Genomic DNA, 26,713 nt, shown 5'->3' on the forward strand with positions numbered 1-26,713 from the left:
GCCGACATCGTCATGTGCCTTTCGAGATCGCGTGCGATGCATGCTACGCCTGCAAACGGATAAATGGCCCTGCGCGACGTTGTGTCATGGAAAGGGTGCCGAGAAGGTTTCAGTCACCAGGACCGTCATCATAGTCATCGTCGTCGTCATCATCGTCGAACTCGGTAGGGTCGACCACGGCGACTAAGTAGACTCGCCAGCTTCGGTCGTCGTCGGACAAGGACGCCGTTGCTGTCGCGGGCCGCTGCTGCCAAATCTCAAGCTCCGGTGGCGAAGGTTCCCGCAGCCCTATCGGCGAAACGCCGTCCCAGAGCGAACGGCCCTCATTTTGCAGCACGCGGAGATCGCGCAGCAGTGTCCTGTCGGTGAGCCGGGTTGCGGCATCGACATCGTTTGCCGCTTCAAAGGCGATGACACCGCGCCCCGAGACTTCGGCCACATAGACGGTCATTTTCGATCCTTTCGCGAGATGACTGGACGGCATGCGAAGGCGAAGTAATTCGGCGACACGCTCGTCAACCCGCCTGCCGTGGGATGGCCCCGTGGCATCACGACGGATTAGTCGGAGGCAAGACAAATAACGTGAACGCGAAAATTGCATAAAGCGCCAGAGCCATGACGCCGACATACCAAGCCCCACGGCCGCCATTGGACAAGAGGGCCGCGGCCAAGGCGGCGACGATCATCATCGTCACGGCGCCCCGCCAAAACTGCAATGTCATGGGTTCCGGGCCGATGAAATAGCTGACGAGCACCAATACCGGCGCGACAAACAAGGCAATTTGGGCTGCACTCCCCAGCGCAATCCCGACACTGAGGTCCAGCCGATTTGCACGAGCGGCGGAAAACGCTGTGGTCATCTCCGCCGCCGCACCTACCAAAGCGACGACGATGAAACCCACAAATGCCGGCGTCATCCCGAGGTGCTCGGCGGCAGCCTGAACAGAGCCGACAAAGATCTCGCTGACCAGTGCGACCAGCAGCGTCACGACAATCAATATGGCGATGCTCAGGCCAAGCGGCCATAGCTTTTCGTCTTCTTCCGCGTGGCTGACGCTTGCGAAAAGCTCGCGGTGTGTCCGCAACGAAAACAACATGCCCAGCGCATAGACGGCAATGAGAAGGATCGCCAATCCAAGGCTCAGCTTTTGGGAGACGTCAAGTGCGGGAGGCTGGTCCACCTCGCTGATCAGTGAAGGAACCAGGACAGCAATCGTCGCGAGGAATAGCAGGCAGGCCTGAAAGCGAGCATTGACCCGGTTGAATTCCTGAACGTGATGCTTGAGCCCCCCGAGCAGGAACGACCCTCCCAGCATGAACAGGGTATTGGTGACGATCGCGCCGGCGAGCGACGCCTTGACCAACAGGTATTGTCCGGCCTGCAAAGCCGCGAGCGATATCACGAGTTCGGTCAGGTTCCCGAGCGTAGCATTGAGCAAGCCGCCGACGGCGTCTCCGGTCCTGGCCGCAACCGCTTCGGTTGCGCGGCTGAGGAGCGCGGCCAAAGGTACGATCGCGACGACCGAAGCAAGGAACAACAGCGTGTGGCGATCGGGAAAAATCCGTTCCAGAAGAATGACGACAGGTACGAAAACGATCAGCCCGAGAACCGGTGCGTGACGGATTTCGTCGATGACAACTCTTCCCACCGAAGACGGCGGCGCGATGGAAGGCCTTTCCCCAAGATTGCCCATATCTTTTGTCCGGAATCGGAGCGACCCAAGACGAAGCCTACCACCTTTCATAATTGCTGTCGCGACGTCTTGAACGTGTGGTGCAGCCTATTTCAACTTGACGACGTCATCCGGTTTCCATGTCTGGTCGAAGAACTCGACTCCAGTTCCATAGAGACGCACAGCGGCAATGAAGTCACGGCCCGCGACCGTCTGGATCCAGTTGCTGTCAGGAGCCTCCGCTGGTTTGGTCGCTCCGAAATAGAGGTCGACCGATCCGTCATCGTTGGTCTTCACCTTGTAGAAGGCATTGATCGACGGCAGGAGCTGCTTTGTCTCGGGCATCGAGCCATCGGTAACATTGTACGCTGTGACGGCCCAGAACAGCGCGGCGGGCGGGTGCGGCGGCAGGTGTAACTTGTAGGAATTCGAGCCGTTCAGGAAATCGCCATCCGCATCGCGGGCTGTGAATGGATACTTCGAACCTGCGTCGAGAGTTCGCATGACCATGGCGGGAGCTGAGGAATAGGCGAATTGGAAGTAAGAGGCGCGCTGCAAGACATCCAGATAGCTGTCCTGCATCCATTCGGCGGTGCCGCCCGCCCAGATGTTCTCGTACTGCCGATCCGTATAGTACAGATTGCGCTTATCGGGACGGCCGAGCTGGCGGCTTGCCAGGATCATCTTGGGTGCGGTTTCGATAGCTTTCTGCAGGGCGGCGTTCTGCTTGTCGGTGGGTTCAAACGGCTGGCCCTTGATGATGCCGACCGAGGCGAGCACGCCGCGGGTCACAGGATCGATCGAGGCAACGGGCTCGTAGTCGACGAACGCCTTCAGTTTCGTCCAGTAGGTGCTGCCCGTCGGATACATCATATTGACGCGCTTGCCGCTGGCGTCGGGAAACTGCATGGGCTTCACGTCCTTCTCCGGAGCCCAGAGGGGGTAGACGCGCGTCCGCTCGGCATTTGCGGCGGCGGGAGCCGGGTCAGGTCCGTTCTCTCCCTTTGCCATGATGGTGCGGAAGAACAAGAAGACGTTGTATGTCGGCGACTTGAATGCGAAGTAGCCCTTCGGTACTTCCCCGTCATAATCTGGCGGCAACAGCAGATATAGCCCGCCCCGCGCCCTGTCGGGACCAATCGCGCCGACATCGGTGAGTGTGTGCTGGTAGAAGTCAGTAAACATGCCGATGACGTTCGGGGGCGCAGCCACGACCAACGGCCCGTCCTTCTTGAGGTCGAGATAGCTCATCGAGTAGATGACGTCGGCGTTGGGTGTTGGAACCCATGTACGGCTGTCCATGCGCTCCTTCCAGATCGGCAAGACATTGTAGCCGGCGCCGAAGGTTGCTTCCGAACCGTCCCGCATGCCGATGGTGTTGAGAATGGGCAGCGTCAGGACATAGGCTTGTACGGCGTTCTGATAGTAGAACTCATCGCGAAGCGACTCCGCTTCCTGCTGCGGCAGCCAGTTTCCCTTGTTGATCTGCTCCATGAGAGGAGGGATTTTACTGTCGTCCTGCGCACGGAGCGACGAATTGCTCATGGAAAGTGCAACGCCCGTGAGCGACGTCAGAAGCGAGGCATACGCCAAAGCCGCAAGCCGGTTCATTGGGGAACTCCTAAGAATGAGGAACAGATCATTCGCCGGTGGATCGGGCCATTCTTTTCGCGTTCGCGTAAGTACGTTACGGTAAATTTTGCAACGGGTGGACGATCGTGGACGCTCGGAGCGCCGGGAGCCCGAAGACAGCGCCCTACCCAAGACCCGTCACCTCGTTCAGCCTTCGGACCCCAGACAGCCGGCATACCGGCTATACAGCTTGGACATGTTTGGTGTAGCAATTCCCTTAGAGGTTTAGGGGGTGCATCTTGGTCAGGAAGATAATTTCCCTTGTTCTGGGGACCGTTTTGGTACTCGCCGGGATCTACGGCCTTCTGTATCTGCTGTTCTTCACCGTTGATCCCGTCAGAACTCTGTACTTCCTGGTTCCCATCGGTTTGTTCGCCGTTGGGATAGCCATTCTCTGGGAAGATCTGACGGCATTCATTCGACGCGATTGAAACTTGGAAGGTTGGTTGTCGCCAACGGCGTTCACATCGCCGCTTAGGCGACCGGCGCCCCGATGGTGCATTGTCTGGTCCGTAGCAACAGGCGGTTGATCGGAGCGACGGATTTCGAAAATAGTCCCCCCGAAACGGCACATCCATAAAATTGTAACAGAGCTCGAAATCCGCCCCTAACCAAGCCGTCAAACTTACCGGCGTGGAAGCCCCTCGGGGCTCATTCGATAGGAGATTCTGAAAGGAAAAACGGCGTCAGATGCCCCGCGTGAATGAAGCGGGGATGTGGGATATGGCAATTTTAGTCACGGGCGGGGCGGGCTACATCGGCAGCCACATGGTCTGGACATTGCTGGATGCAGGCGAAGACGTCGTTGTGCTGGACAACCTTTCGACCGGGTTTCGCTGGGCGGTGGCTCCGCGCGCACGCTTCTATCTCGGTGATGTCGCCGATGCCCAGTTGCTGAAGACGATCTTCATCGAGAACGACATCGAAGCCATCATTCATTTTGCCGGCTCGGCGATCGTGCCCGTATCCGTTTCAGACCCGCTTGCCTACTACGACAACAATTCCGGCAAGACGCGGGCGCTATTGAGCGCCGCAATCAATGCGGGCATCCGTCATTTCGTCTTCTCCTCGACGGCAGCGGTTTACGGTCCGCAGATGACGTCCGAGCCGGTCAAGGAGACGGCGCCGCTCAATCCCGAAAATCCTTACGGCCAGTCGAAGCTGATGACGGAATTCATGTTGCGGGACGCGGCGGCGGCCTACGATTTCGACTATGTCGCGCTGCGCTACTTCAACGTCGCCGGCGCCGATGCGCTGGGGCGTACGGGCCAATCGACATCTGGCGCCACCCACCTGATCAAGGTCGCCTGCGAGGCGGCTCTTGGTAAACGCAGCGGCGTGCAGGTTTACGGCATCGATTATCCGACCCATGACGGCACCGGCGTCCGCGACTACATCCACGTCAGCGACCTCACCGCGGCTCACCTGAAGGCGCTGCAGCATTTGCGCCATGGCAGCGGCTCACTGGTTGCCAATTGCGGCTATGGCACCGGCTATTCGGTGCTCGACGTGCTCAACATGGTCACACGCCTGCACGGGCATTCCTTCAAGGTTCACATAGCGCCGCGGCGTCCAGGCGATGCGGCAAGTGTCGTCGCGGACTCAGGCCTTGCCCAACGCGTTCTGGATTGGAAGCCGAAGCACGATTCGCTGGAGACGATCGTGCAGAGTGCGCTCGACTGGGAACTGTTCCTGATGAACCGCAACGTCGACGATCTGCAAAGCCTTCACCGGGCGCTCGCCGCCTCGTTCTGAGAAACAAAGCCCATCCCCAGTCCCAGCCATCGACTATGCCGTCGAGTGCGTTAAGGTGGCATGACGCTTGGTAGCGCCGTTTTCGTCAAGGCGAGCCCGGATCGTGATACCAACGCGCAACGGGAAACGAGGAGGTCAGCATGCGGGACGAGGTTCAGCAGAGTGAGGTGATTGTCGAACGGCGTGCCTCGGCCGGCATCATCCGTCTCAATCGACCGCGTGCGCTGAACAGCCTGACACTCGACATGGTCCGCGCCTTTGCCGATGCAATGGACGACTTCGCGGCGGACGCCAATATCGCCACCGTGATCGCCTCGGGGGAAGGGGACCGCGGCTTCTGCGCCGGCGGCGACATCCGCGCACTGCATGAAAGCGGCCGGGCCGGTACTGATCTGGCTATGACCTTCTGGCGCGAAGAATTCCGCCTGAATCACCGGATTGCCACCTATCCGAAGCCCTATGTGGCGCTGATGGACGGCATCACCATGGGCGGAGGTGTCGGCCTCGGCTCGCATGGCCGCCACCGCGTCGTGACGGAGCGAACCAAGCTTGCCATGCCGGAAACGGGTATTGGGTATTTTCCGGATGTGGGGGCAACCTGGCTGCTGCCGCGCGCACCCGGCGAAGCCGGTACCTGGATGGGTCTCACGGGCCTGACCGTCGACGCGGCTGATATCATCTATGCCGCGCTGGCCGATCATTACATCGCGTCCTTCCGGCTGCCTGACGTCGTTGATACGCTGGCGGAATTGCCCCGAAACGCAGGGACGCGCGATGTCGAGGCGGTCCTGAAGAACCTTTCCAGCGATCCGGGGACGAGCGCCATAAAGAGCAACCGCGACCTGATCGAACGTTGCTTTCATTTTGGCACTGTCGAGGAAATCATCCATGCGCTCGAGAAGGAGCCCGGCGAATTTCCCGCCGAAACACTGCGGGTCATTCAGACGCGCTCCCCGACCAGTCTGAAGCTTGCGCTTCGTTTGTTGCGTCAGGGAAGGCAGAGCAGAAACATCGCCGAATGCCTGAACCACGAGCTCGGCGCCTGTCAGCAGATATTGAAAAGCCCGGATTTCTACGAAGGCATCCGCGCAGCCATCATCGATAAGGATCGCAACCCACACTGGATGCCGGCGACACCGGAAGCGGTCGACCAGGCGGCGATCGATGCCTTCTTCCGGCCCGCCGAGCCGCCGCTCGCGCTCTGAGCTTCAGCGCCACATGCCGCGCATGCGCGCGCCGACATCGACACGCACTTGCCGCGCCTGGTGCGACGCGCCGCCGTCGGCTCTCGATTGCGGCCAGCCGACCACCTCGAAGAACTGCAGCAAGGTTGCCGGGATGAAGCGCGTGCGCGAGGCGTAGACATGCTTATCACCCTGCGCGTTCTGGCCGTGCGTGAAGAAGCGTTGCGGCACGACGAGGTCGAGATTGTCCTTGGCGCGCGTCATCGCGACATACAGCAGTCGCCGCTCTTCCTCGATCTCGGCGCTCGTGCCGACCGCAAGGTCGGAGGGGATGCAGCCATCGACGACGTTCAACATGAATACGCGTGTCCATTCCTGCCCTTTGGCGGAATGGATCGTGGAGAGGATAAGATAATCCTCGTCGAGCAGCGGCACGCCTGCCTGGTCGCTGGTGGCATCCGGCGGGTCGAGCGTCAGCTCCGTCAGGAAGCGCTCACGGGAAGGATAGCCGCTGGCAATCTGCTCGAGTTGCAAAAGGTCGGCCTGGCGGGTCGAGGCGTCGTCGTGCAGGCGTTCGAGATGCGGCGAATACCATTCGCGGACAAGGCCGATCTCCGCCGGCCAGCCGGCCTTTCCGGTCTTCACCTCCTGCAGCATCGCAACGAAGGCCGTCCAATCCTCGCCCGAACGGGGAGGGGCCGGCAGTTCGGCAAGCGCCTGCATCGGGCTCGCATCTGCCGCCATCTGGTCGATGACGCGCTGCGCCGTCGAGGGCCCGACGCCGGGGAGCAACTGCATCAACCGGAAGCCGGCGACGCGATCGCGGGGGTTCTGGGCAAAGCGCAGGGCAGCCATCATGTCCTTCACATGGGCGCTGTCGAGGAACTTCAGCCCGCCGAACTTCACGAACGGGATGTTGCGGCGGGTGAGCTCGACCTCCAGCGCGCCGCTGTGATGCGAGGCGCGGAAGAGCACCGACTGCTGCTTGAGCGTCACGCCTTCTTCGCGGTTCTCCAGCACCTTGTCGGCGACATATCGCGCCTGTTCGGTTTCATCGCGCACGGTGACGAGCCTCGGACGCTGAGCCGACTGGCGCTCGGTCCAGAGGTTCTTGGTGAAGCGTTCCGAGGCGAGGTCGATCACGGCGTTCGCCGCAGCGAGGATTGTCTGCGTCGAGCGGTAGTTGCGATCAAGCGTGATGACGTTGGCCGACGGACTGAACGCCGCGGGAAAGTCGAGGATGTTGCGCACGGTGGCGGCGCGGAAGGAATAGATTGACTGCGCATCGTCGCCGACGACAGTCAGGCCTTGCCCGCCGGGCTTCAATGCGAGCAGGATCGACGCCTGCAACCGGTTCGTATCCTGGTACTCGTCGACAAGGACATGATCGAAGCGGTTGCCGATATCGTCCGCGATCATCGGTTCGCTGACCATCTGCGCCCAGTAGAGCAGCAGATCATCGTAATCCAGAATGTTCTGGCTCTGCTTGGCCTCGACATAGGCGCCGAAGAGGTCTCGCAGCTGGTTCTCCCAGGCCGAGCACCAGGGGAAGGCGTCGCGCAGAACGAGACCAAGTTCACCTTCCGAATTGACGACGCGCGAATAAATCGCAAGGCAGGTGCCTTTGGTCGGAAATCGGCTCTCCATCTTCGAGAAGCCGAGTTCGTGCCGGATGAGGTTCATCAGATCGGCGCTGTCTTCCCGGTCATGGATCGTGAAGGCGGGGTCGATGCCGATCTGCTCGGCGTAGTCGCGCAGGAGCCGCGCCCCGATCCCGTGAAAGGTTCCGCTCCAGGCCAGCGCATCCGCCATGATCCCGGAATTGCTGCCGAGTACCTGGGCGCAGATACGCTCGACACGCCGCGCCATCTCGGCGGCCGCCCGCCGGGAGAACGTCATCAGAAGGATACGGCGTGGATCGGCGCCCTTGACGATCAGGTGCGCAACACGGTGCGCCAGGGTGTTGGTTTTGCCCGAACCAGCGCCGGCGATCACCAACAGCGGGCCGGCAACGTGGCTGCCGTCAGTGAGCGTGCCGTATTCGACGGCCGCGCGCTGCTGCGGATTGAGCTTTTCAAGATACATTCAGCCGTCCGGTTGCTTCGGCGGAGAATCGCCCCGCGAAAATATTCGACGTTCCTTGAATGTTCTCGAACGGCGCGTGTGTCAAGAACCGCCTCGTGAGGGGAAATCGGGCACGATGACGCGTCGCACGAGCTTCAGGCTGCGATCCGGTTGAAGGATATAGGTCTCTTTGACCCTGCTGCCGGTGGAGTCATAGAACGAATTGTAGATGGCACTGCCCGGCGGAGACTTGGTCAGCTTCGTGCGCGGCTGCCCGCCATAGGTGATGCTTCCCGGAATTGGCTGAACCTCGGTCGAACTGTCCGTCGTGCAGCTCGATAGCATGACGAGCGATAGAATTGTCGGAAGCAGACGTCTCATCGTTGCAACCCCCACCCAAGCCGTTGGTATATATGGCCCGGCCGGTCGAGACGCCAAGTAGCTTGCACCGGCATCGGTGAGATTCTTTCGAGTATAGATTGGTGCAGCCCGACTAAAGCGCCAGCATGGCGTCAGTCGATGCGGGCTTTTCTATCAGAGGAAGGGTTACGTCGGACGGACCGTTTGGTCTGGCGGGAGCCTTGCTCGCAAGGGGCTATGCCCAGGGCCGCAGCTGCGGGCATTAGGCGGCCTACCCAAATATAATACTGTAAGGTCATCCGTTTTGGCGCGCGCATACAGCATGTAGCTGGGTGCCCGGAAACATCCGACTATCATTATGTAAAATCATACAATTTAGCCTGATCGAAAATACGAAGAATTAACTGTGCGAAAGTAGTAGCGGCGGCACTGGAACTAAAAGCGCTTTTCATTAGTTAATGCTTGTAATCAAAACACGGGAGAAGCGCATGCAAAGACTTCTTCGATTGGGAGTGCCGGCATTTGCGCTGGCAATAGGGACCTTCATCACCCCAGCTTCGGCTTCGCTCGAGATTACGAGCGACTACTCCGCCCTGCCTCGGGATGAAATGGCAATGAACGAATACACTGGCTCCGTGTCCTGCACCGAGCCGGCGACACACTATGTTCCCTCGTTCATTCGATCGTTTGACGGCACCATTATCGGTGTCGGCTATCTCGAGGTGCAGAGCGACGATCGTTGTTGATCGCCTCATTTCGTCATGGAATCCCTGAAATAAGGTAGCCAAGGTCGGCGCTTCCCAAGGGCGTCGATCAACTTTTCTGGTTGCGCGTTGTGCATTGCAGCACATTGCGTTAGCTTCCCGCGAAGCTGAGCCTCAACCAGAAGGATACCCTATGATCATTGAGAGCAAGCGGATCGGATGCCTCGACGGGCTGCGCGGGCTAGCCGCGCTCTGGGTCCTCCTCGGCCACAGTCTGCAATTGACGGGCTGGCACCTTCCGATCCTTTCGTCGCCGGATTTGGGCGTCGACCTCTTCATTATGCTGTCCGGCTTTCTGATGGTCTTTCACTATCGGCTGCGCGAGACGGCCAACCCCTGGGAAAAGCCGGCCACCTGGTTCGGCTTCTGGTTGAAGCGCTTTTTTCGCATCGCGCCGCTCTATTATGTGATGCTGTGTGTGGCGCTGCTTCGAGGTCCGCAGCTCTATCAAGCCCGCATGGTCATCGACACGTTTCTCGCGCATGGCCCGCAATTGCCGGAGCGCTATCTGGACGACAGCCTGCGTAATCTTCTCATGCACCTGAGCTTCCTCTTCGGGCTGCATCCCGCTTACGCGTTCCGCACGGCGTTGCCGGATTGGAGCCTCGGTCTGGAAATGCAGTTCTATACCGTGTTTCCGATTGCGATGCTGCTCTTGAGGAAAACCAGATGGCTGCCGGGCGCCGCCTTGATTGCGCTTATGGGCTTTGTAATCGCAAAGGCGATCCAGGCTGCGCATATCGACTTTCCGATGCCGTCTTTCCTGCCACTGAAGATGCACGTTTTCCTGTGCGGCATGCTGATCGCCAATGGGTTGTTCGTGACGCCGCGGCAAACCGTCATGAACGGCCTCTTGGCAGTCATTCTGGTGATGATTCCGATCGGCGGCGATATGACCACGACGAAGATCGGCGTCCGGCTGCTTCTCGTCGTCGGCTTCTTCGCCTTGGTGCATTACCACCTGCTGCCGGGCCTGATTGGAAAGCTTGGCGACCGCGTTTCGTCACTCATGGGAAATCGCTTCTGCCATTGGCTGGGCGAGCTTTCGTTCGGCGTTTACCTGATCCATCTGCTGTTGCTGCAGCCGATCGCCGCGTTCGTCATCAGGCATTTCGGGGCTGGGATTTCCGCACCGGAACGATTTGCGATCGTTGTCGCCGCTCTTTTGCCGACGGCCTATGTGCTTGCATACCTGGGCTTCACCCGTATCGAGGGACCGGGTCAGAAGCTCGGGCGTAAGGTTCTTGAAAGGATCCGCGGGCGCCGGCTCGAGCCGGCGTGATGGGGCGAGCTATTGCAATCGAGGCTCGTCTGCTTTCGCAGAGGGTGACGAGCCTCTGACCATCATCATGATGGCTGCCGATGTTCTATTGAGGGACGTGCCTGAATGGCAATGAACTTCACCACGATCCCAACAGCTGGCGTCGCCGAGGGTTAAATAAAAATAAACTATTGGCCTGTTCCGGCACAGGCTATCGATAATGATGGGCCGGCGACCGCCGGCTGCTGTTGCTCAATTGACCTTCAGCTTGGCTTCTTCTGCCGCCGCTACAAATTCCGCGCGCGCCTCTTCGACCGTCTTACGACCATCGAGGGCTGCCCTGCATGTGCTTCTTGCCTTCAGGTAGCGTAGTCCGCGGGCGTTCGGCCACAGGTCCGCCAAGCACTTCAGCGCGTCCAAGGGCCCGAGGATCGTGCGCGCGCCGGTGCTTTCGAACCCCACGTGGATAGGGTCATTCCATTTCTCTACGGCCATCGGCGTCTTTCCTCCATGCTTAGGCCAAAACGTGCGAATCGGCCTCCGCGTTCCTCTAGAAGGCCTCATGCAGAAGGTATTTTAGCGATATTTTCGACGTCCGCAAACGGGAAAACCGCTGCCCGGGTCTCCCCTCATTCTCCGGCCGCCTATCCGATCTTTTTGCGTCGCGAAGCGTTATTTTCTCGTTGGCGATAGCGGATCTGTTGCTTGCACTTTTAACTGGCTGAATCCGGCACTTTGTGCAACCATCAAAAGCTCAACGTCAGTCGCCCCTTGTCAGCGTTGGAGATCGGTAATGCAGGACCTCAAAAACGTGCTGAATGCGGAATGCCAGAAGTATGTTTCCATGGTGGTATCCATGCGGCGTGGCAAGCAGCGATGGCTCGAAGTCGACGAGGCAACGGGCAGCAACGTGGACGTCACCGACGCCAAGCTTGCGACATTCGAGGAGACGGTCCGAACCCTTAGGCAGATGATCCAGGACCTCGATGCGTCCGATTATCTGTCATCCCGCCCCACGAAGGATTGGCATTTCGACGCCTGATCCTGTCGTCAAATCAGTTTGGATGTTAGGCCAACGACTTTGCGGTGCCTTCAACTCCGAATGGAAGTTGTAGACGGAATCCGGATCGTAGACGCAGGTGTAGTCGAGTAGGCATTGCTTTCCGCTGGCATCTCGCAGGCCGGTCGTGTCGCGCTTTCGGCCGGGCCGGCAGGCTTGTTGATTACGGGATAAATGTCGCCTTGTAGACCGCCACCGCGCCTCCGATCGCGACCACGACCGCAAGTGCCATGGCCACAACAATAATTGCTTTCCCTACCCATCCGGTGTTTGATGGCTGATCGTCGTTGTCATTGCTCATAGGGTCGACTTTCAGTCAGCTTCTTGTCTACACGGGCATGGGATCGCTACGCAGCCTGTGATCAGGTGTCAGTCGCTTTCGAAGCTCCCAATGCCCCTACCGCAGCCCGTCAAGTGTTGATGTCGGCCGCGTGAGGTCGAGTACCATCTCAGAACGCATGACGGCAAGCGTCTGCGGTCGCTGGACGAGAGCTATACGACGTGATCTTCAGGTTCGTGAGTGCTGTTTTGTCGATTTCGCGGGAGAAAACTGGTGCTGCCGAGTGGGATTGAACCACCGACCTCACCCTTACCAAGGGTGTGCTCTACCACTGAGCTACGGCAGCAAGGACCAGACGCGCAACCGAAGCGGCTGCATTGCGTGAACGGGGGGGCTATTGCCACAGCTTCATGATAAGCGCAAGCCGCAATTTCCATCTTTGTGTAGATTGAGGTCGGGCCACTTTTGGATTGGCGCAAATTCGGGTAAGGCTGCGGCATGACCGAGAACACCGAAAAAGGCCAGAAGAGCCGGAAGGCGGCGATCGAACGCCAGGCGGAGTTGCGCCGCGAGCGTGCTGCCGAAAAACTTCGCGAAAATCTGTCCCGCCGCAAACAGCAGACCCGCGCCCGCCGTTCGGGGCAGGCAGATGAGACGGATGGCCTGCCTGCCGCAAAAATGGACGAATCGTAATGTTCCGTTCACGGCGAATTGAAGCCCCCGCTAATTTCGTCTAAACACCCGCATCTTTTTTCAGACAGCCTTTCAGAAAGGCGGGCACCGCCCGTAAGCGCCCATGGATCGTATTAGAATTGTCGGCGGTAATGAGCTTAACGGCATCATTCCGATTTCCGGCGCCAAGAATGCCGCCCTGCCGCTGATGATCGCCTCGCTGCTCACCAGCGATACACTGACGCTCGAAAACGTGCCGCATCTGGCCGATGTCGAGCTTCTGATGCGTATCCTCGGCAATCACGGCGTCGACGTCGCCGTCAACGGCCGCCGCGAACGCCAGGAAGACGCCTACTCGCGCACCATCCACTTCACCTGCCGCACCATCGTCGACACCACCGCTCCCTATGAGCTGGTGTCCAAGATGCGCGCCTCTTTCTGGGTCATCGGCCCGCTGCTGGCGCGCGAAGGCCAGTGCCGCGTCTCGCTGCCGGGCGGATGCGCAATCGGCACGCGTCCCGTCGACCTGTTCCTTGATGGCCTGACGGCGCTCGGTGCGAACCTCGAGATCGACGGCGGCTATATCAATGCGACGGCCCCGCAAGGCGGCCTGATTGGCGCCCGCTATACCTTCCCGAAGGTATCGGTCGGTGCGACCCACGTGATGATGATGGCTGCAACCCTTGCCCGCGGCACGACCGTGATCGGCAACGCCGCCCGGGAGCCCGAAGTCGTCGACCTCGCCAATTGCCTGATCGCCATGGGTGCAAAAATTTCGGGTGCCGGCACGAGCACGATCACCATCGAAGGTGTCACCTCGCTCTCCGGCGCGCGCCACCGCGTGCTGCCAGATCGCATCGAGACCGGCACCTACGCCATGGCCGTCGCCATGGCCGGGGGGGACGTGGTTCTCGAAAACACCGATGTCGCTCTGCTCGACACGGCGCTTGAAACGCTTCGCCGCGCCGGCGCGGAAATTTCGCCGACCAACAACGGCATGCGCATCCGCCGCAATGGCGCCGGCATCAAGCCGGTCGATATCGTCACTGATCCGTTCCCGGGCTTCCCGACCGATCTGCAGGCGCAGTTCATGGCGCTGATGACGCGTTCGACCGGCATCTCGCATGTCACCGAGACGATCTTCGAAAACCGCTTCATGCACGTGCAGGAACTGGCGCGCCTCGGCGCCAAGATCTCGCTGTCGGGCCAGACCGCGAAGATCGAAGGTGTTCCGCGGCTGAAGGGTGCGCCCGTCATGGCAACCGACCTGCGCGCGTCTGTTTCGCTCGTCATTGCCGGCCTTGCCGCCGAAGGCGAGACGATGGTATCCCGCGTTTATCACCTCGATCGCGGCTTCGAACGGCTGGAAGAAAAGCTCACCCGCTGCGGCGCCATTGTCGAGCGCGTCAGCGAGTAACCAAAAGGGCGTCAAATTCGCCCTTAAGCCCGGTTGCGCATCGCGTTGCCGCGCCTTATGTCCGTTGTCTGACGCATCGCCATTCCGGCGATGCATTGGCGATGGGGTAATGCCTGCATGACTGATCTGAGGCTGGTTGCGCTCGATAGCGAAGATCTTGCCGTTGTCTCCACGCATTTGCAGGATAGCGTCTTCAAGGTCGCCGATATCGCCTGGTCGCCGCGCGAGGGGCAGTTCTCGGTCGCGGTCAATCGCTTCGCGTGGGAGGAAGCCGGCAAGAAGCGCAAGGGTTTCGAGCGCCGCCGCGCCGCTGTTGTCTTCAAACGCGTGCTTGCGGTGCGCTCCACCGGCATCGATCGCCAGAACCGCGACGACGTCTTGTCGTTGCTGGCCGTCCGCTTCGAGCAGAAGGGCGAGGGGCCTGACGGCACCGTTGAACTGGCGCTCTCCGGCACGGCGACCATTGCGCTGGATGTCGAATGCATCGAGGTTCAGCTTGCGGATATCGGCGGGGCGTGGGAAACCGCTTCGAAGCCCCGTCATCCTGGCGCTTGAGATCTGGTTAGTCTGTTATCAAGAGGAATATCGCATTGGCAATCTGGCTGGATCAGGCATCGGAAGGCTTCGAGCAACGGTTTGCCGCCTTCCTGACGACCAAGCGCGAAGTTTCCGAGGATGTGAACACGGCGGTCCGCGCCATCATCGATGACGTCAGGGCGCGCGGTGACGAGGCGCTTGCCGAGTATTCGAAGAAATTCGACGGCATCGATTTTGCCGTGACGCCGATGCGCGTGAGCGAGGCGGAGATTGACGCCGCCATCGAAGCGGTTCCGGCGGAAGTCCTCGGCGCGCTGAAGGTTGCGCAGGTGCGCATTGAATCGCACCACCGTCGCCAGCTGCCGAAGGACGATATCTACGAAGACGACATGGGCGTAGGCCTCGGTTCCCGCTGGACCGCGATCGAGGCAGTCGGCCTTTATGTGCCGGGCGGCACTGCGAGCTATCCGAGTTCGGTGCTGATGAATGCGGTGCCGGCGAAGGTCGCAGGCGTCGATCGCATCGTCATTGCCGTTCCCGCAACAGGCGGCGCCGTCAATCCTGCGGTGCTTGCCGCGGCCAAGCTCGCGGGCGTCAGCGAAATTTACCGCGTCGGCGGCGCACAGGCGATTGCCGCGCTGGCTTACGGGACGGCGACCATCGCGCCCGTCGCCAAGATTACCGGTCCCGGCAATGCCTATGTCGCCGCCGCCAAGCGGCATGTCTTCGGCACCGTCGGTATCGACATGATCGCCGGTCCCTCGGAAGTGCTCGTCATCGCCGACAAGGACAACAATCCGGACTGGATCGCCGCCGATCTGCTGGCGCAGGCCGAGCATGATGCGAGCGCGCAGGCAATCTTGGCAACGGATGATGCCGAATTCGCCAGGTCGGTGGAAGCAGCCGTCGAGCGGCAGCTGAAGACGCTGAATCGCGCCGAAACCGCTGCCACCAGCTGGCGCGACTATGGGGCGATCATTCTGGTGAAGTCTCTGCAGGACGCCATTCCGTTGGCAAACCGCATCGCGCCTGAACACCTGGAGCTTGCCGTTGCCGATCCGGACGCGCTGCTGCCGCGTATCCGCAATGCCGGCGCGATCTTCGTTGGCGCCCATACGCCCGAAGTGATCGGCGACTATGTCGGTGGTTCGAACCACGTTCTGCCGACGGCCCGCTCGGCGCGGTTCTCTTCAGGGCTTTCCGTGCTCGATTTCGTCAAGCGCACCTCGATCCTGCGCCTTGGTCCCGAGCAGCTGCGCACGCTGGGCCCGGCCGCCATCGCGCTCGCCGTGTCCGAAGGACTGGACGGGCATGCGCGATCGGTTGCGATCCGCCTCAATCTGGAAGGGTGACAGATGGCGGCGGGCGACTTTCGGCTTTGCGACGTCGTCCTTGACGACACCATCGGCCGAGCGACGCCCGACGTCGAGCACGAGCGCGCCGTCGCCATTTTCGACCTTGTGGAAGAAAACAGCTTCACGCCCGTCGGTCATTCCGGCGGCCCCTATCGCCTGAACATATCCCTGGTCGATTCAAAGCTGGTGTTCGCGATCACGACAGAGAATGGCGGTGCCGTCGCAACCCACATTCTGTCGCTGACGCCGTTTCGCCGCATCGTCAAAGACTATTTCCTGATCTGCGAAAGTTACTATGAGGCAATCCGGTCGGCTTCGCCGAGCCGCATCGAGGCGATCGATATGGGTCGGCGCGGTATTCACAATGAGGGCTCGCAGACGCTGAGGGACCGTCTGAACGGCAAGATCGAGATCGATTTCGATACGGCACGCCGGCTGTTCACGCTGGTCTGCGTGCTCTACTGGCGCGGCTGACGCCAATGGAAACGCCGGTCGGGGCAGGCGAAGGGAAGAGGCCGGGTGCCATCCTGTTCATGTGCGGCATGAACTGTATCCGCTCCCCGATGGCCGAAGTGATTGCCCGCAGCATGCTGCCGGCCAATGTCTACATCAGGTCGGCGGGCGTCCGTGCCGGAGAGCGTGATCCTTTCGTTGACGTTGCGTTGGACGAGATCGGCCTTTCGCTCGGCCGGCATCATCCACACACGCTGGAAGAACTGGAAGATGACTATTTCGACCTCATCATCACGCTCTCGCCGCAGGCGCACCATGCTGCGCTGGAACTGACCCGGTCAAACGCCATCGAAGTGATGTATTGGCCGACCCTGGATCCGACCGTTGTTCAAGGCACGCGGGAGCAGATTCTGGACAGTTACCGCGAAGTCCGCGACCACCTGATGGAACTGATTGAGAGCCGGCTGGTGAGACGAAACTCCACCGCCGCGCAATCGGCGTGAAACAAATGACAGAAACACGATCAATTAGGTTCACAAACCCCCATTGATTGTGTAGTTTCCGCGCAAATTTTTGGGCGGCTGTGGCTGCCATCTCAACCGACAGGAAGAAAACCAATATATGCCTAAAGAAGAAGTCCTCGAATTTCCGGGTATTGTAACCGAGCTTCTGCCGAACGCGACGTTCCGCGTAAAGCTCGAAAACGAACACGAGATCATCGCCCACACGGCCGGCCGCATGCGCAAGAACCGCATTCGCGTTCTGGCAGGCGACAAGGTTCTCGTCGAAATGACCCCCTACGACCTGACCAAGGGCCGCATCACCTACCGCTTCAAGTAGGCCTGGTCTCGAAAGGCCGTTGTCTCCGTCTCCCGGTGGTCGAGGTTCCATGGCGCTGAAATACAAGCTCATTCTGGCTTCCGGCTCGCCCCGCCGCGTCGATCTGCTGAACCAGGCAGGGATCGAGCCCTCGCGTCTGATGCCGATGGACATCGACGAGACGCCGAAGAAGTCGGAGCACCCGCGATCGCTTGCGCGGCGCCTGTCGACGGAAAAAGCCGAGGCGGCCCTTGCTGCCATCAAGGGCGACATGACGTGGAAGGGCAGCTATATCCTCTCTGCCGATACCGTAGTTGCCGTCGGTCGCCGCATCTTGGGGAAGGCTGAGTTCGCGGATGAGGCATCGGCCTCGCTCTATCTCCTGTCTGGCCGCAGCCACTGGGTTTACACCGGCGTCTGCCTGGTCACGCCAGACCGCAAGGTCAGGCAGAAGATCGTTGAGACCAAGGTGCGCTTCAAGCGCCTTTCCGGTTTCGAGATCGAGAACTACCTTGCCTCCGGGCAATGGCGCGGCAAGGCCGGCGCTTATGGCATCCAGGGGCTGGCCGGCACATTCGTGCAGAAGATGGTCGGTTCCTACACCAATGTCGTTGGTCTGCCACTTTATGAAACCATCCTTCTGCTGACCGGCGAAGGCTTTGACGTGCACAGCCGGTGGCCCGAGGGCTGATCCTCGAAGGGACGCTGATGTCTGACGAAAACAAGACCGCCAAAGTCGAGCCGCTGCGTAAGACACGGCCCTGCCCGGAATGCGGCAAGCCGTCGAGCCGCGAACACTATCCGTTTTGCTCGAACCGCTGCCGTGAGCTCGATCTTTCACGCTGGCTCTCCGGCTCCTACGCCATCCCCGTTGCCGACGACGAAGCAAAAGCGAAGCATGAGGACAACGAATAGGCTCGTTTTCCACGGGCGAAGCCATTAAATTCGTTGATGAATCCGGAAAAATCCAAGGCGTCTCAAAAAACTGTCATTTTGACGCTTGCCATGTCCGGACAAGATGCTATAACCCCGCTCGCTTCCGGGGCGAACCAAGGTCCCCGGTTCTTTCTCAGGAAAGAATCTGCATGAAGCGGGTTAGCCCAGATAGCTCAGTTGGTAGAGCAGCGGATTGAAAATCCGCGTGTCGCTGGTTCGATTCCGGCTCTGGGCACCACTCCAAAACTTGCTTCCAAATGTTTCCGAACGAAACGCTCAGAATTAGATCCCGTTCTTTCCGAGCGGGCTGATTGACCCTTCGGGTGTCGAACAACCTACTTTGATGTTCGGCTCAGCGCTTCGGCACGATACCCAGGCTGAGGACCCACATTTCGCGGTAGCAGAAGTCGGGGTCGGAAATCAGGCGGTCCGGCTCTTCGCCAATCGCCTTCCATTGGTCATGATCCGCTTCCGGCAGGTCACAGGTTCGAGCGAGCCTGGATAAGAATTCGAGGTTGTTGCGGATATACTCGTGCTCCACGGGCTTTAGCGGCTGACGTCGCTCTGCGAGTGTCGTGATGGCAGAGACGCGCTCAAGGCCCGCCGCTCGAAACCAGGCTGGCAAGCGCGTTCCCCGCATGGCGCCGGAGATCTGCGTATCGCCGGATAGCGCATCGAGCAGCCGCCACATGAGTTTGGGATCTTGCGGCTGATATTGCCAAACCGAGATGTCGACCTCTTTCACGGCCACGAGCCCGCCTGGCTTTACGACGCGGCGAAACTCCTCGACTGCGCGGGCGAGCTGTTCGTCACTCAGATATTGGCTGGCGTTCGCGCTCCAAACCGCATCAAACGTTCCCGTCTCTTGTGGCAGCGCGGTCATGTCTCCGGTTCGCGTGCTTATCGGACAGGGAAATTGTTGATCGGCAATCAGGCTTTCGATTGCCTCGATATTTTCGGGTGCCAGATCCAGAGCCTCGATGTGTCCCTGGCTACCCAGCAATTCCGCCATCAAAGGCAGGAAGACCCCATTCCCGGCACCAGCGTCAAGCACCGACCAACCGGGTCGGATGCCGGTGGCGCGAAGCGTAGCATCGTACTCGTCCTTTAGCGCCAGGTAGTGAACGTCGAGATGCCTGCCGCCACTGAGCCTGTGCCCAGCCGATGTAACGCGTTCGGGACTTGAGGCGTTGTTCATCTTGTCCCCCGGTCTGGATCCGAATGACAGCTCTCAACGCCATATTGTTATGGATATCTCGTACGCAGACAATCCCCATCCAGAGCGAGTCACGGCACCCTGATCGCTCTGCTACGATCGACCGCCAGCATCGGGCCCGATAGTGCTATTCGCGGTTGAGCCGCTGGACGAGCTCCTCGAACAGCGCTTCGCCTCGCCTCGTCAGGACAAGATCGATTGCGGCGGTAAGGGCGCGATGCCCTTCACTGCTGTCAACGTCGATCCGTTGGGCGGAACACCATTGCCGAACGGCATCGGTAACGCGCGCAACATCATGGTCTGTAAGCGATATGAGAGATTGGAGCATTTTTGTGCCCTTCGCTAAAGCGGCAAGAGCACGTAAAAACTCCCAAGCAGTCCCCGCCGATTAATCTTATGGGGCCGATTTCATCGGTGTACTCTCATTCCACGGGAATGATACAAGCTCTTCGAGCAATTTTTACGAAGGCAATTGCGACCGCCGGTGGTCCGCTGAGGTCGAGCGGAATTACGCCATCCTGCGCAGCACATCGAGCAGTGTCTGCGCGTCATCATTGGCGCCGATCCGCCTTAGGGCGTCGTCCGCGAGCGTGATGATGGCCTCGAGCGCTTCATGCTCGCTCCAGCCCGCCTCGACCGATGCTGCGACAAGATCGCGGAAGGCAAACTGCAGGGCGTCCTGGCAGCGGACGTCCCGATCGGGGTCGTCTGTGGTGACGAAGGGTTTGTAGATGTCTCTCATCTCGCTCTCCGCGAATGTGCCGACGAGACAGAATAGCGGGAATGAGTTTAAGAAAGTGCTTAAGAAATAGCTACTGGGCGGGGCTGTGGCACTTCCGCGCGGCGATGCCGGCGCGCCGCCTTCGGGACATGGCTCACGCGATGGTAACATGGTGATTTTCCGAAGGTTAAAACTCCGTTCATCTGCCGTTCTCAATCCGCTTTTGCAATGATAATACTAACGGCGCAAACGGAGGGGGATACTCTATGCCACGCATCTCGCAGCTATACTTTAAGACCGCAATTCTATTTCTGATTATCGGCATTGTCATGGGTCTCAACATGGCGATCTCCCAAGATCACACCGTCATCGGCGCCCATGCGCACTGTAATCTGTTAGGCTGGGTGACCATGGCGATCTTCGGCGGTTACCATGCGCTCAATCCACAGAAGGCGGAGACGCGCCTGGCCATGATCCAGTACTACGTCTACACGGCCGGCATCGTCCTTATGGTGCCGTCGCTCTATCTCATGCTGCAGGGCAATGCGGCGATGGAGCCGATCGTCGCGCTCGCTTCTGTCGTCACCTTTGTGGGCGTCTTGCTCTTCGCGTTCATCATCTTCTCGAGCGGAAAAGTCGTCGTCACACCGTCGGCACCCTCGTATCGCTGACATCACCCAACGCGGTGTTCGGCGGGGCGTGATCGCCTTGCCGAACGCTCTTGGTGCAGATATCCGCTCGTGATCTCAGGCTCTGACGGTGTGGTGCCGTCGGACCGGAGCTTCAGTGGATGATCTGTATGCGGATCTGTTCCTTGGCCGCGTAGTCATGGCAATCGCTGGCGGCGTCGCCGACAAAGATCACGTCGCCGTCGGAATCGAAAAGACCCCAGCAGGGGTCTTCGTCGACATAGACTTTTCTGACGTAGCCGAAGGGCTCGGCATCGATGATAACGCTGGGTGCAACAGGAACAGCCGCAAGTGCTCGCATGGATAACTCCAATGAGTCGTTTCTGTTTTAGTGCATTTGCATATTGCGCCTTGAAGCTGACTCGGAGCTATCCTCAGAAATCGGGATGGGAAACTGAGGTTGACGAGCGGGCCGATTGTCGCCGGCCGAATCACTTTTGATTGTCTGTTCCCGCCGCGAGCAGATCAAATGCGCGTTGCCGCGGCGGTTCAAAATCCCTATCTAGAGCAGGCTATCATCACCAAAGGATTTTCCCATGGCCGACCTCAAGGCGCGCCCCCGTCCCGTTGGCGCAACCGCCGTTCTCGGCCGCACCGGCTTTCCGCATGTCACGTCGGCCACTAAGGGCGAGTTGCATATCGTCACCGGCGCTTCGCAGCCTGGTTTCAATCCGCTGGACCTTCTATATGCGTCGCTGTCGGCCTGCCTGGTCCTCAGCGCCCGCATCGCTGCGAGCCAGATGGGCATTCTCGACCGCGTAACCGAGATCACTGCAGACGTGACGGGCGAGAAGGCAAGCGAGGGTCCGTCGCGGGTTCAGGCATTCAACATTGCCTTCGCGATCAAGGGTGACATCGACGAAGAGACGCGCTTGAAGATCGCTCATGCGGCCGAAGAGATCTGTACGGTCAGCAACACCATCCGCGGGACGCCCGAATTCTCGACCGTCGTTTCCGGTTGATGGGCGCAGTGCTGCAAATGCGCATCGGCGGACAATAAGATTACGCTTTTGCCTACCCTTGTCGCTCCTCGGCTATCCACTCGGTACAGCTTCTGATAGGCCCGTTCCGTCGCCTGTCTCCAGGCGGCTCAGAAAGCATCGAGAGTCATGTCGCAGGCCGCTTCCACAATCGCAGACCCCCCTACCTCCAACCGGTTGGCTCTTGCCGCCCTGATCCTCGGCGGCGCGGCGATCGGCGGCTCGCCTATCTTCGTTCGGCTGTCGGAAGTAGGCCCAATGGCAACCGCCTTCTGGCGCGTGGCGCTTGCCCTGATCCCGCTCTTCATTTTTTCGCTTGCCAAGGGCAAGAACGCCGGCCCGAAGCCTGAAAAACTCTCGGATTATGCCCTGCTGATCCTGCCGGGCGTGGTTCTCGCGATGGATCTGGCGGCCTGGCATCTCTCCATCACCATGACGTCGGTGGCCAATGCGACGCTGCTTGCCAATCTTGCCCCCGTCTTCGTCACGGTGATCGGGCTTCTCTTTTTCGGCGCGTCCGTCACCCGTGTGTTCGTTCTCGGGCTGATATTGGCGCTTGCAGGCGTGGTCATCCTGAAGGGAGGCCCTGCGGCACTCGGCAATGGCGACCTGCGTGGCGACGGTGTGGCGGTCATCGCCGCCGTCTTCTATGCCGGTTACATCCTGGCGATCGGCAAGCTTCGCAGCCGTTTCGATACTGTCCGTATCATGCTCTGGAGCACGGCATCCGCCGCTGTCTGCATCTTTCCGCTTGGATTCTTCTACGAAGGCCACATGCTGCCGCCGACGGCCTATGGTTGGGCAATCGTCTTCGGCCTTGCCTTCGTCAGTCACGCGGGAGGGCAGATGGCCATCGCCTACGCGCTCGCCTATCTGCCAGCCGCCTTCTCCTCACTGACGCTGCTGCTGCAGCCGGTGGTGGCGGCAATCCTCGCCTGGGTGCTGCTCAGCGAGCCGATCGGTCCGATGCAGGCGATCGGCGGCATTGTGGTGCTCGCCGGGATTCTGGTTGCCCGGCGAGGCTGATCTCAATCAGGCGACCGCTGCAGGAGCGACACGTCGCGCATCGAGGATCGCAAGCGCCTCGTCGACTGTCGAGGCAAGTTCCGCCTTGTCGCTGTTGCAGGTGCCCCAGGCCGCGATGAAGCTGCTGGTCTTGCCATAGCTGTTATCGAGAACGCAGTGATCCGCGCCGAGAAGCACGCACATGATGTGTCCGTGCATACGGTCGGTAATGACCTGGCGTGCCGAGCCCAATAGAGCCACGCCGCGGTCGAAACGCTGCTGCGCCCGTTCGCGATAGGCTAGCTCCGTCATCCGCGCGCGACCGCCGATGCGGCCGGTCAGAAGGCCCTTCAGGATCGCGGCGTGCTTCGTCTGGCGCTGGAAATCGGCAGGCTCGTCGGGCCAGTCCGATTTCACGGTGCCCGGACGCAAGGTTGCTGCTGTCAAGTCCTGTGCGGTACCGACCTCCTGGTCCTCGCGCAGATTGAGCAGCAGTTCGTGCTGCGGCGTCGGTCGAGCGACCGGACCGATGCAGAAGGCCATGTCGGGGCAAAGGCGCGTTTCGCACTGGAACCAGCGCTGGGCAAATTCCAGGCTTCGCTGGTCGCGGACGAGCAGCGTGAACTGACCGTGACGCTCGATCGCGCGCGCGGTGCTGTCGACGTTCGCCTGTTCCTTGAAATGAATGGTCTGCGGCATCTGCACGATCGGCCGGCCCTTGTGCTTGTCGAGCAGACCTTCGCGGAACTGGCGGTAGCCGGCCCAGATGTCACCGAAATTGCCGCCGCCGTGCAGGAAGATGCGACCGTTGCCGATCGCGCTGAGCATCCGGCCTTCATCGTAGGTCGGGATCTCGGTCACGTAGGTCGGACGGGTGCGCTTCCGGTCAAAATAGGCCAGTTCGCCAAGCCAGATGGCACTGTCGCCGATGTTGTAGTGGTTCGGGAAGTCGAGAAGCGCAAAACGCTCGGACGGATCAAAGAGATCGGAAAGGCAATTGGCGATCACACCCTGAAGACGGTTGATGATCGTAATATTGGATTCCATGGAATGCTCCTTGTTTGCGGACACTTGGGTCCATGCAAGCGGCTAGGCTTCGGCCTGTTTGCGGAATGGGTTGAGGGACATGGCAAGCGCGATGTACGGACGGATGACCGAGCGGCCGAAGATCGGCAGGAAGGCGAGGTAAATCAGTCCGCCGAGACCGATGCTGAGGCCGAGCGCCAGCCAGCGGTTTTGAATATGTGCGAGGATGACTGGATGTGCGAACCAGACGCAGACCGCCATCAGCGCCGCGCCGCAGAAGGGCAGGGCGACAGCCTTCAACGTGCTCTTGGCGTCGATATGCGCATATCGTGCAAGCACATATTGCTGATAGGGCATCGTCAGCCAGGCCCGCAATGTGTAGCCCGCGGCAACGGCCACGACGCCGTAGGGGACGAGCAGCCAGGTGAGGATCAACGTCGTCGCGAGCTGCAGGGCAGCGACGGACAGGATCGATTCCGCCCGGTTGACCGCAGAAAGCGCCGACGAGGCGAAGAAGTTCATGACGAAGGGAACCGCCATCAGCACGAGAACGGTGGCGATATCGCCGGCATTGCCCCACTTGTCGCCGAAGAGCAGGGCGATCATGTCGTTGGACAGAGCGCCGAAGCCGAGCAGCAGCGGGATGGTTCCGAGCGCGGCAGCGCCGACGATCTTGTTATAGGCATTGCGAAAGGCCGTGTGGTCGTTCTGCAGGCGCGACAGCGTCACGAGCGACACGCTGCCGATCGGCGCCAGCACCGCTTGGCCGATCAGCTCGATCAGTCGCCAGGCAATGCGGTAGCGGCCGACTTCGACCGGGCCGAACCAGCGCGAAATGAAGATGTCCTGCACGCGGGCAAGCAGCATCCACATCAGCTGGGTGACCACGAGGCTGATGCTGAAGAGGAAAACGGACCGGAACATCGGCACGTTGAAGCGAAACTTCGGCATCCAGGGATAGTAGAACCAGCCGAGGAGCACGGTCACGGCAGCGTTGACCGCGGTCTGCGCCACGAGCGCCCAGACGCCCCAGCCGAGGAAGGCGCAGACGACGGCGGTGATGCCGGACAGCAGGCTGGCGGCGATCGCCTGCCCGGCAAGGCTCTTGTGGCCGAACTCGCGGGCAAGGCGGGCATTGTGGATGACTGCCAGCGAGGAAATCGGAAGCAGTGGCGCCAGCCAGCGTAGAATGCCTGAGACCGATGGGTCGCGCACCAGATCGCCGTAGTAGGGCGCGAAGAAGAACACCAGCGAGGCAACGATGCCGCTGAAGGCGATCGTCGCCCAGAAGGCCGTGTCGGCAAGCTCCTCGTCGAGATCGAGCTGGCGCGTGACGGCATCGCCGAGGCCCGCATAAGCCAACACGCGGCCGATTTCCACGAACAGGCTCGCAAGCGCGAAGGTCCCGAAATCGCCCGGCCCGAGAATGCGCGCCAGGATGACGAAGATCACAAAGGTTGCGATCGTGCTCCAGGCCACGCGGACGACCGACCAAAGGACGGAGAGCGCGGTTTTCTTCTTAAGCTCGGCGTGCGCAATTGCCGTATCGGCCATGCATTATCCAATCGAATCTGGCTCGCGATCGGTCTCGCGTGTTTCCGTTGACGGTGAGGCGGGCGCCCTAGGCGGGCTGCTTTGCCTTCGGCGCCCGCCAGTAGGCGAGCATGCCGGTCAGGTTGTCACGAAGCTGGCTGCGATAGGTCAGGCCAAGGTCCTCGTTGAGTTTCTGGCGCCCCATGGCTTCCATGAGCGCCTGGCGGATTTCCCAGCGCAACATGCCGCGCATGTTCGAGCGACGATCGAAGAGATATTTGGCGTACAGCGCTCCGTTGCCGAAGGCGTAGCCGGTCTGCAGGCGCTTGATATCAGCGAGATCACGCCGTCCATGAAAGTGCTTGACGGCAAAATCGGGCAGATATTCGACGCGCACGCCGGCATTGAAGGCGCGGTGGACATAATCCGTGTCTTCGCCGGAGCGGAAAGGCGTGCCGGCCCCGAAACGCGTGTCGAAGAGGCCGATCCTTTCGACCAGGCCATGCGGAAACGCCATGTTGGCGCCATGAATGAAGCCGCCGGCGTGCAAGTCGCTGGTCAGCACCGCGGGTTCCATCTCAGGCTTGATCGTCACCGGCAGGTCGCGGGCATCACCGAGTTCGATCCGTCCACCGCGCATGACCATCTCGGTATCCGAGCTGAAAAGCGCCGCAAGCGTCGTGAAATAGTCTGGGAAAATCTCGCAGTCGTCGTCGGTAAAGGCAAGGATGCGGCCCCTCGCGGCGTTCAGGCCCGTGTTGCGGGCAACGGCGAGGCCGGGCTTCGCTTCGTAGATCAAGTTGGTCTTGATCGGCGCGGTCGACGCCCATTGGCGAACGACGTCCGACGTCTCGTCCGTGGATCCATTGTCCACGAAGACCAGCTCAACTCTCAGATAGTCTGCCTGCCGGGCGGCAACAGACACGGCATCCAGGCAGTTCGTCAGTCCATAGGCCCGATTTCTCGACGAGATAATCAGGCTGATGTCCACGGGCCGAGGAGGCATGCAATTTCCCCTTCTGCGATCGATGTCGAGGCGAGGATAGGGCTGAGACCCCGCTTCGGCAAGGAGCTTTTTGCGCTGCAGCAAAATAGAACAGTTGGAGCAGTTCGCAGACGAATGTGGTAATTTCTTGCCTCAAGAAGACAGAAAATAAATACAAATATAGATTTTGTCACAAATCAAAGTTAATCGTAAAAATAACAATGAAAAATAATCTTATGTAGTTCTATCTAAGCACCAAAGAATTTTTAGCTTGCCAAAATTAAAGAAGATTGGCGTGGCTTCGGTTGTTTCTATAGTATTCCCCTGTCAAAATGC

Annotated in this window: 32 protein-coding genes and 2 tRNA genes; 19 read left to right on the top strand and 15 right to left on the bottom strand. The window is 60.0% G+C overall.

What is annotated here, in order from left to right; genetic code table 11:
* Positions 1-109 precede the first annotated feature (109 nt).
* The 3 genes from FHX16_RS03150 to FHX16_RS03160 form a co-directional block, all read right to left on the bottom strand.
* Positions 110-451, bottom strand: coding sequence for a hypothetical protein (locus FHX16_RS03150; RefSeq protein ID WP_183860288.1), 342 nt, complete (start codon positions 449-451; stop codon positions 110-112).
* 97 nt (positions 452-548) lie between these two features.
* Positions 549-1,694, bottom strand: a complete 1,146-nt coding sequence (gene cax / locus FHX16_RS03155) for a calcium/proton exchanger (RefSeq protein WP_183860286.1) — start codon at positions 1,692-1,694, stop codon at positions 549-551.
* A gap of 87 nt (positions 1,695-1,781) precedes the next feature.
* Positions 1,782-3,284 (bottom strand): DUF1254 domain-containing protein, encoded by a 1,503-nt coding sequence (locus tag FHX16_RS03160; RefSeq protein WP_183860284.1) that lies wholly within the window; start codon positions 3,282-3,284, stop codon positions 1,782-1,784.
* A 260-nt stretch (positions 3,285-3,544) separates the two neighbouring features.
* On the opposite strand from FHX16_RS03160, the gene FHX16_RS03165 reads away from it, so the two are divergent.
* The 3 genes from FHX16_RS03165 (at position 3,545) to FHX16_RS03175 (ending at position 6,265) form a co-directional block, all read left to right on the top strand.
* Positions 3,545-3,736, top strand: a complete 192-nt coding sequence (locus FHX16_RS03165) for a hypothetical protein (RefSeq protein ID WP_183860282.1) — start codon at positions 3,545-3,547, stop codon at positions 3,734-3,736.
* 292 nt (positions 3,737-4,028) lie between these two features.
* A complete protein-coding gene (gene galE, locus FHX16_RS03170; RefSeq protein ID WP_183860280.1) occupies positions 4,029-5,060 on the top strand; it encodes a UDP-glucose 4-epimerase GalE in 1,032 nt (343 codons plus the stop codon).
* 140 nt (positions 5,061-5,200) lie between these two features.
* Positions 5,201-6,265 carry an enoyl-CoA hydratase/isomerase family protein gene (locus tag FHX16_RS03175; protein WP_183860278.1) on the top strand — a complete coding sequence of 355 codons (1,065 nt, stop codon included), beginning with the start codon at positions 5,201-5,203 and terminating at the stop codon, positions 6,263-6,265.
* Positions 6,266-6,268: 3 nt separating this feature from the next.
* On the opposite strand, the gene FHX16_RS03180 is transcribed toward FHX16_RS03175, so the two are convergent.
* Positions 6,269-8,329, bottom strand: coding sequence for an ATP-dependent helicase (locus FHX16_RS03180; RefSeq protein ID WP_183860276.1), 2,061 nt, complete (start codon positions 8,327-8,329; stop codon positions 6,269-6,271).
* Positions 8,330-8,410: 81 nt separating this feature from the next.
* On the bottom strand, positions 8,411-8,689 hold the full coding sequence (locus tag FHX16_RS03185; protein WP_183860274.1) for a hypothetical protein: 279 nt from the start codon (positions 8,687-8,689) through the stop codon (positions 8,411-8,413).
* 467 nt (positions 8,690-9,156) lie between these two features.
* Between FHX16_RS03185 and FHX16_RS03190 the strand changes: the two genes are divergently transcribed.
* Both FHX16_RS03190 and FHX16_RS03195 read left to right on the top strand, forming a co-directional pair.
* Positions 9,157-9,414 (top strand): hypothetical protein, encoded by a 258-nt coding sequence (locus FHX16_RS03190; protein ID WP_183752764.1) that lies wholly within the window; start codon positions 9,157-9,159, stop codon positions 9,412-9,414.
* Positions 9,415-9,565: 151 nt separating this feature from the next.
* On the top strand, positions 9,566-10,714 hold the full coding sequence (locus FHX16_RS03195) for an acyltransferase (RefSeq protein WP_259126468.1): 1,149 nt from the start codon (positions 9,566-9,568) through the stop codon (positions 10,712-10,714).
* A gap of 231 nt (positions 10,715-10,945) precedes the next feature.
* On the opposite strand, the gene FHX16_RS03200 is transcribed toward FHX16_RS03195, so the two are convergent.
* Entirely contained in the window at positions 10,946-11,188 is a 243-nt protein-coding gene (locus FHX16_RS03200) for a DUF982 domain-containing protein (RefSeq protein WP_183752760.1), read from the bottom strand.
* Positions 11,189-11,486: 298 nt separating this feature from the next.
* Here FHX16_RS03200 and FHX16_RS03205 point away from each other — a divergent pair, with 298 nt between their 5' ends.
* Positions 11,487-11,735 (top strand): hypothetical protein, encoded by a 249-nt coding sequence (locus FHX16_RS03205; RefSeq protein ID WP_016552701.1) that lies wholly within the window; start codon positions 11,487-11,489, stop codon positions 11,733-11,735.
* A gap of 181 nt (positions 11,736-11,916) precedes the next feature.
* Here FHX16_RS03205 and FHX16_RS03210 read toward each other — a convergent pair whose 3' ends face one another.
* Entirely contained in the window at positions 11,917-12,054 is a 138-nt protein-coding gene (locus tag FHX16_RS03210; RefSeq protein ID WP_183860270.1) for a hypothetical protein, read from the bottom strand.
* Between the two features lie 250 nt (positions 12,055-12,304).
* Positions 12,305-12,379: transfer RNA gene (locus tag FHX16_RS03215), tRNA-Thr, on the bottom strand.
* A gap of 152 nt (positions 12,380-12,531) precedes the next feature.
* On the opposite strand from FHX16_RS03215, the gene FHX16_RS03220 reads away from it, so the two are divergent.
* From FHX16_RS03220 to FHX16_RS03265, 10 genes are all read left to right on the top strand, one after another.
* Positions 12,532-12,726, top strand: coding sequence for a hypothetical protein (locus FHX16_RS03220; RefSeq protein WP_016552704.1), 195 nt, complete (start codon positions 12,532-12,534; stop codon positions 12,724-12,726).
* Between the two features lie 103 nt (positions 12,727-12,829).
* On the top strand, positions 12,830-14,122 hold the full coding sequence (murA, locus tag FHX16_RS03225; protein ID WP_016552705.1) for a UDP-N-acetylglucosamine 1-carboxyvinyltransferase: 1,293 nt from the start codon (positions 12,830-12,832) through the stop codon (positions 14,120-14,122).
* Positions 14,123-14,239: 117 nt separating this feature from the next.
* Positions 14,240-14,677 (top strand): DUF2948 family protein, encoded by a 438-nt coding sequence (locus FHX16_RS03230; protein WP_183752756.1) that lies wholly within the window; start codon positions 14,240-14,242, stop codon positions 14,675-14,677.
* Positions 14,678-14,712: 35 nt separating this feature from the next.
* Positions 14,713-16,011 carry a histidinol dehydrogenase gene (gene hisD, locus FHX16_RS03235; protein WP_183860268.1) on the top strand — a complete coding sequence of 433 codons (1,299 nt, stop codon included), beginning with the start codon at positions 14,713-14,715 and terminating at the stop codon, positions 16,009-16,011.
* Positions 16,012-16,014: 3 nt separating this feature from the next.
* On the top strand, positions 16,015-16,488 hold the full coding sequence (locus FHX16_RS03240) for a UPF0262 family protein (protein WP_183860266.1): 474 nt from the start codon (positions 16,015-16,017) through the stop codon (positions 16,486-16,488).
* 5 nt (positions 16,489-16,493) lie between these two features.
* Complete coding sequence (locus FHX16_RS03245) at positions 16,494-16,970, top strand: low molecular weight phosphatase family protein (RefSeq protein ID WP_183860265.1); 477 nt, start codon at positions 16,494-16,496, stop codon at positions 16,968-16,970.
* A 118-nt stretch (positions 16,971-17,088) separates the two neighbouring features.
* The gene (gene infA, locus FHX16_RS03250; protein ID WP_003545338.1) at positions 17,089-17,307 is read left to right on the top strand and encodes a translation initiation factor IF-1; all 219 of its coding nucleotides are present in this window, start codon (positions 17,089-17,091) and stop codon (positions 17,305-17,307) included.
* 49 nt (positions 17,308-17,356) lie between these two features.
* Complete coding sequence (locus FHX16_RS03255) at positions 17,357-17,977, top strand: Maf-like protein (RefSeq protein WP_016552710.1); 621 nt, start codon at positions 17,357-17,359, stop codon at positions 17,975-17,977.
* Between the two features lie 17 nt (positions 17,978-17,994).
* Positions 17,995-18,201 (top strand): DNA gyrase inhibitor YacG, encoded by a 207-nt coding sequence (gene yacG, locus FHX16_RS03260; protein ID WP_259126491.1) that lies wholly within the window; start codon positions 17,995-17,997, stop codon positions 18,199-18,201.
* Between the two features lie 183 nt (positions 18,202-18,384).
* Positions 18,385-18,460, top strand: a tRNA-Phe gene (locus FHX16_RS03265).
* A 114-nt stretch (positions 18,461-18,574) separates the two neighbouring features.
* On the opposite strand, the gene FHX16_RS03270 is transcribed toward FHX16_RS03265, so the two are convergent.
* The 3 genes from FHX16_RS03270 to FHX16_RS03280 all read right to left on the bottom strand — a co-directional run bounded on the left by FHX16_RS03270 (position 18,575) and on the right by FHX16_RS03280 (position 20,180).
* Positions 18,575-19,420, bottom strand: a complete 846-nt coding sequence (locus FHX16_RS03270; RefSeq protein WP_183860263.1) for a class I SAM-dependent methyltransferase — start codon at positions 19,418-19,420, stop codon at positions 18,575-18,577.
* 145 nt (positions 19,421-19,565) lie between these two features.
* Positions 19,566-19,766, bottom strand: coding sequence for a hypothetical protein (locus FHX16_RS03275; RefSeq protein WP_183860261.1), 201 nt, complete (start codon positions 19,764-19,766; stop codon positions 19,566-19,568).
* Between the two features lie 180 nt (positions 19,767-19,946).
* Positions 19,947-20,180, bottom strand: coding sequence for a hypothetical protein (locus FHX16_RS03280; RefSeq protein ID WP_183860259.1), 234 nt, complete (start codon positions 20,178-20,180; stop codon positions 19,947-19,949).
* A gap of 245 nt (positions 20,181-20,425) precedes the next feature.
* Here FHX16_RS03280 and FHX16_RS03285 point away from each other — a divergent pair, with 245 nt between their 5' ends.
* Positions 20,426-20,830, top strand: coding sequence for a hypothetical protein (locus FHX16_RS03285; protein ID WP_183860258.1), 405 nt, complete (start codon positions 20,426-20,428; stop codon positions 20,828-20,830).
* A gap of 112 nt (positions 20,831-20,942) precedes the next feature.
* On the opposite strand, the gene FHX16_RS03290 is transcribed toward FHX16_RS03285, so the two are convergent.
* Positions 20,943-21,149, bottom strand: a complete 207-nt coding sequence (locus FHX16_RS03290; protein ID WP_016552716.1) for a hypothetical protein — start codon at positions 21,147-21,149, stop codon at positions 20,943-20,945.
* 235 nt (positions 21,150-21,384) lie between these two features.
* Between FHX16_RS03290 and FHX16_RS03295 the strand changes: the two genes are divergently transcribed.
* Together FHX16_RS03295 and FHX16_RS03300 are read left to right on the top strand one after the other, a co-directional pair.
* Entirely contained in the window at positions 21,385-21,810 is a 426-nt protein-coding gene (locus tag FHX16_RS03295; RefSeq protein WP_183860256.1) for an OsmC family protein, read from the top strand.
* A 147-nt stretch (positions 21,811-21,957) separates the two neighbouring features.
* On the top strand, positions 21,958-22,854 hold the full coding sequence (locus FHX16_RS03300; protein WP_183860254.1) for a DMT family transporter: 897 nt from the start codon (positions 21,958-21,960) through the stop codon (positions 22,852-22,854).
* 6 nt (positions 22,855-22,860) lie between these two features.
* Here FHX16_RS03300 and FHX16_RS03305 read toward each other — a convergent pair whose 3' ends face one another.
* The 3 genes from FHX16_RS03305 to FHX16_RS03315 all read right to left on the bottom strand — a co-directional run bounded on the left by FHX16_RS03305 (position 22,861) and on the right by FHX16_RS03315 (position 26,398).
* Complete coding sequence (locus tag FHX16_RS03305; protein WP_183752738.1) at positions 22,861-23,880, bottom strand: polysaccharide pyruvyl transferase family protein; 1,020 nt, start codon at positions 23,878-23,880, stop codon at positions 22,861-22,863.
* 42 nt (positions 23,881-23,922) lie between these two features.
* The gene (locus tag FHX16_RS03310; RefSeq protein WP_016552720.1) at positions 23,923-25,413 is read right to left on the bottom strand and encodes a lipopolysaccharide biosynthesis protein; all 1,491 of its coding nucleotides are present in this window, start codon (positions 25,411-25,413) and stop codon (positions 23,923-23,925) included.
* A gap of 67 nt (positions 25,414-25,480) precedes the next feature.
* Positions 25,481-26,398, bottom strand: a complete 918-nt coding sequence (locus FHX16_RS03315; RefSeq protein WP_183752736.1) for a glycosyltransferase family 2 protein — start codon at positions 26,396-26,398, stop codon at positions 25,481-25,483.
* Positions 26,399-26,713: the final 315 nt, after the last annotated feature.

It is taken from the genome of Rhizobium sp. BK661 (genome assembly GCF_024808825.1).
Lineage (GTDB): Bacteria > Pseudomonadota > Alphaproteobacteria > Rhizobiales > Rhizobiaceae > Rhizobium.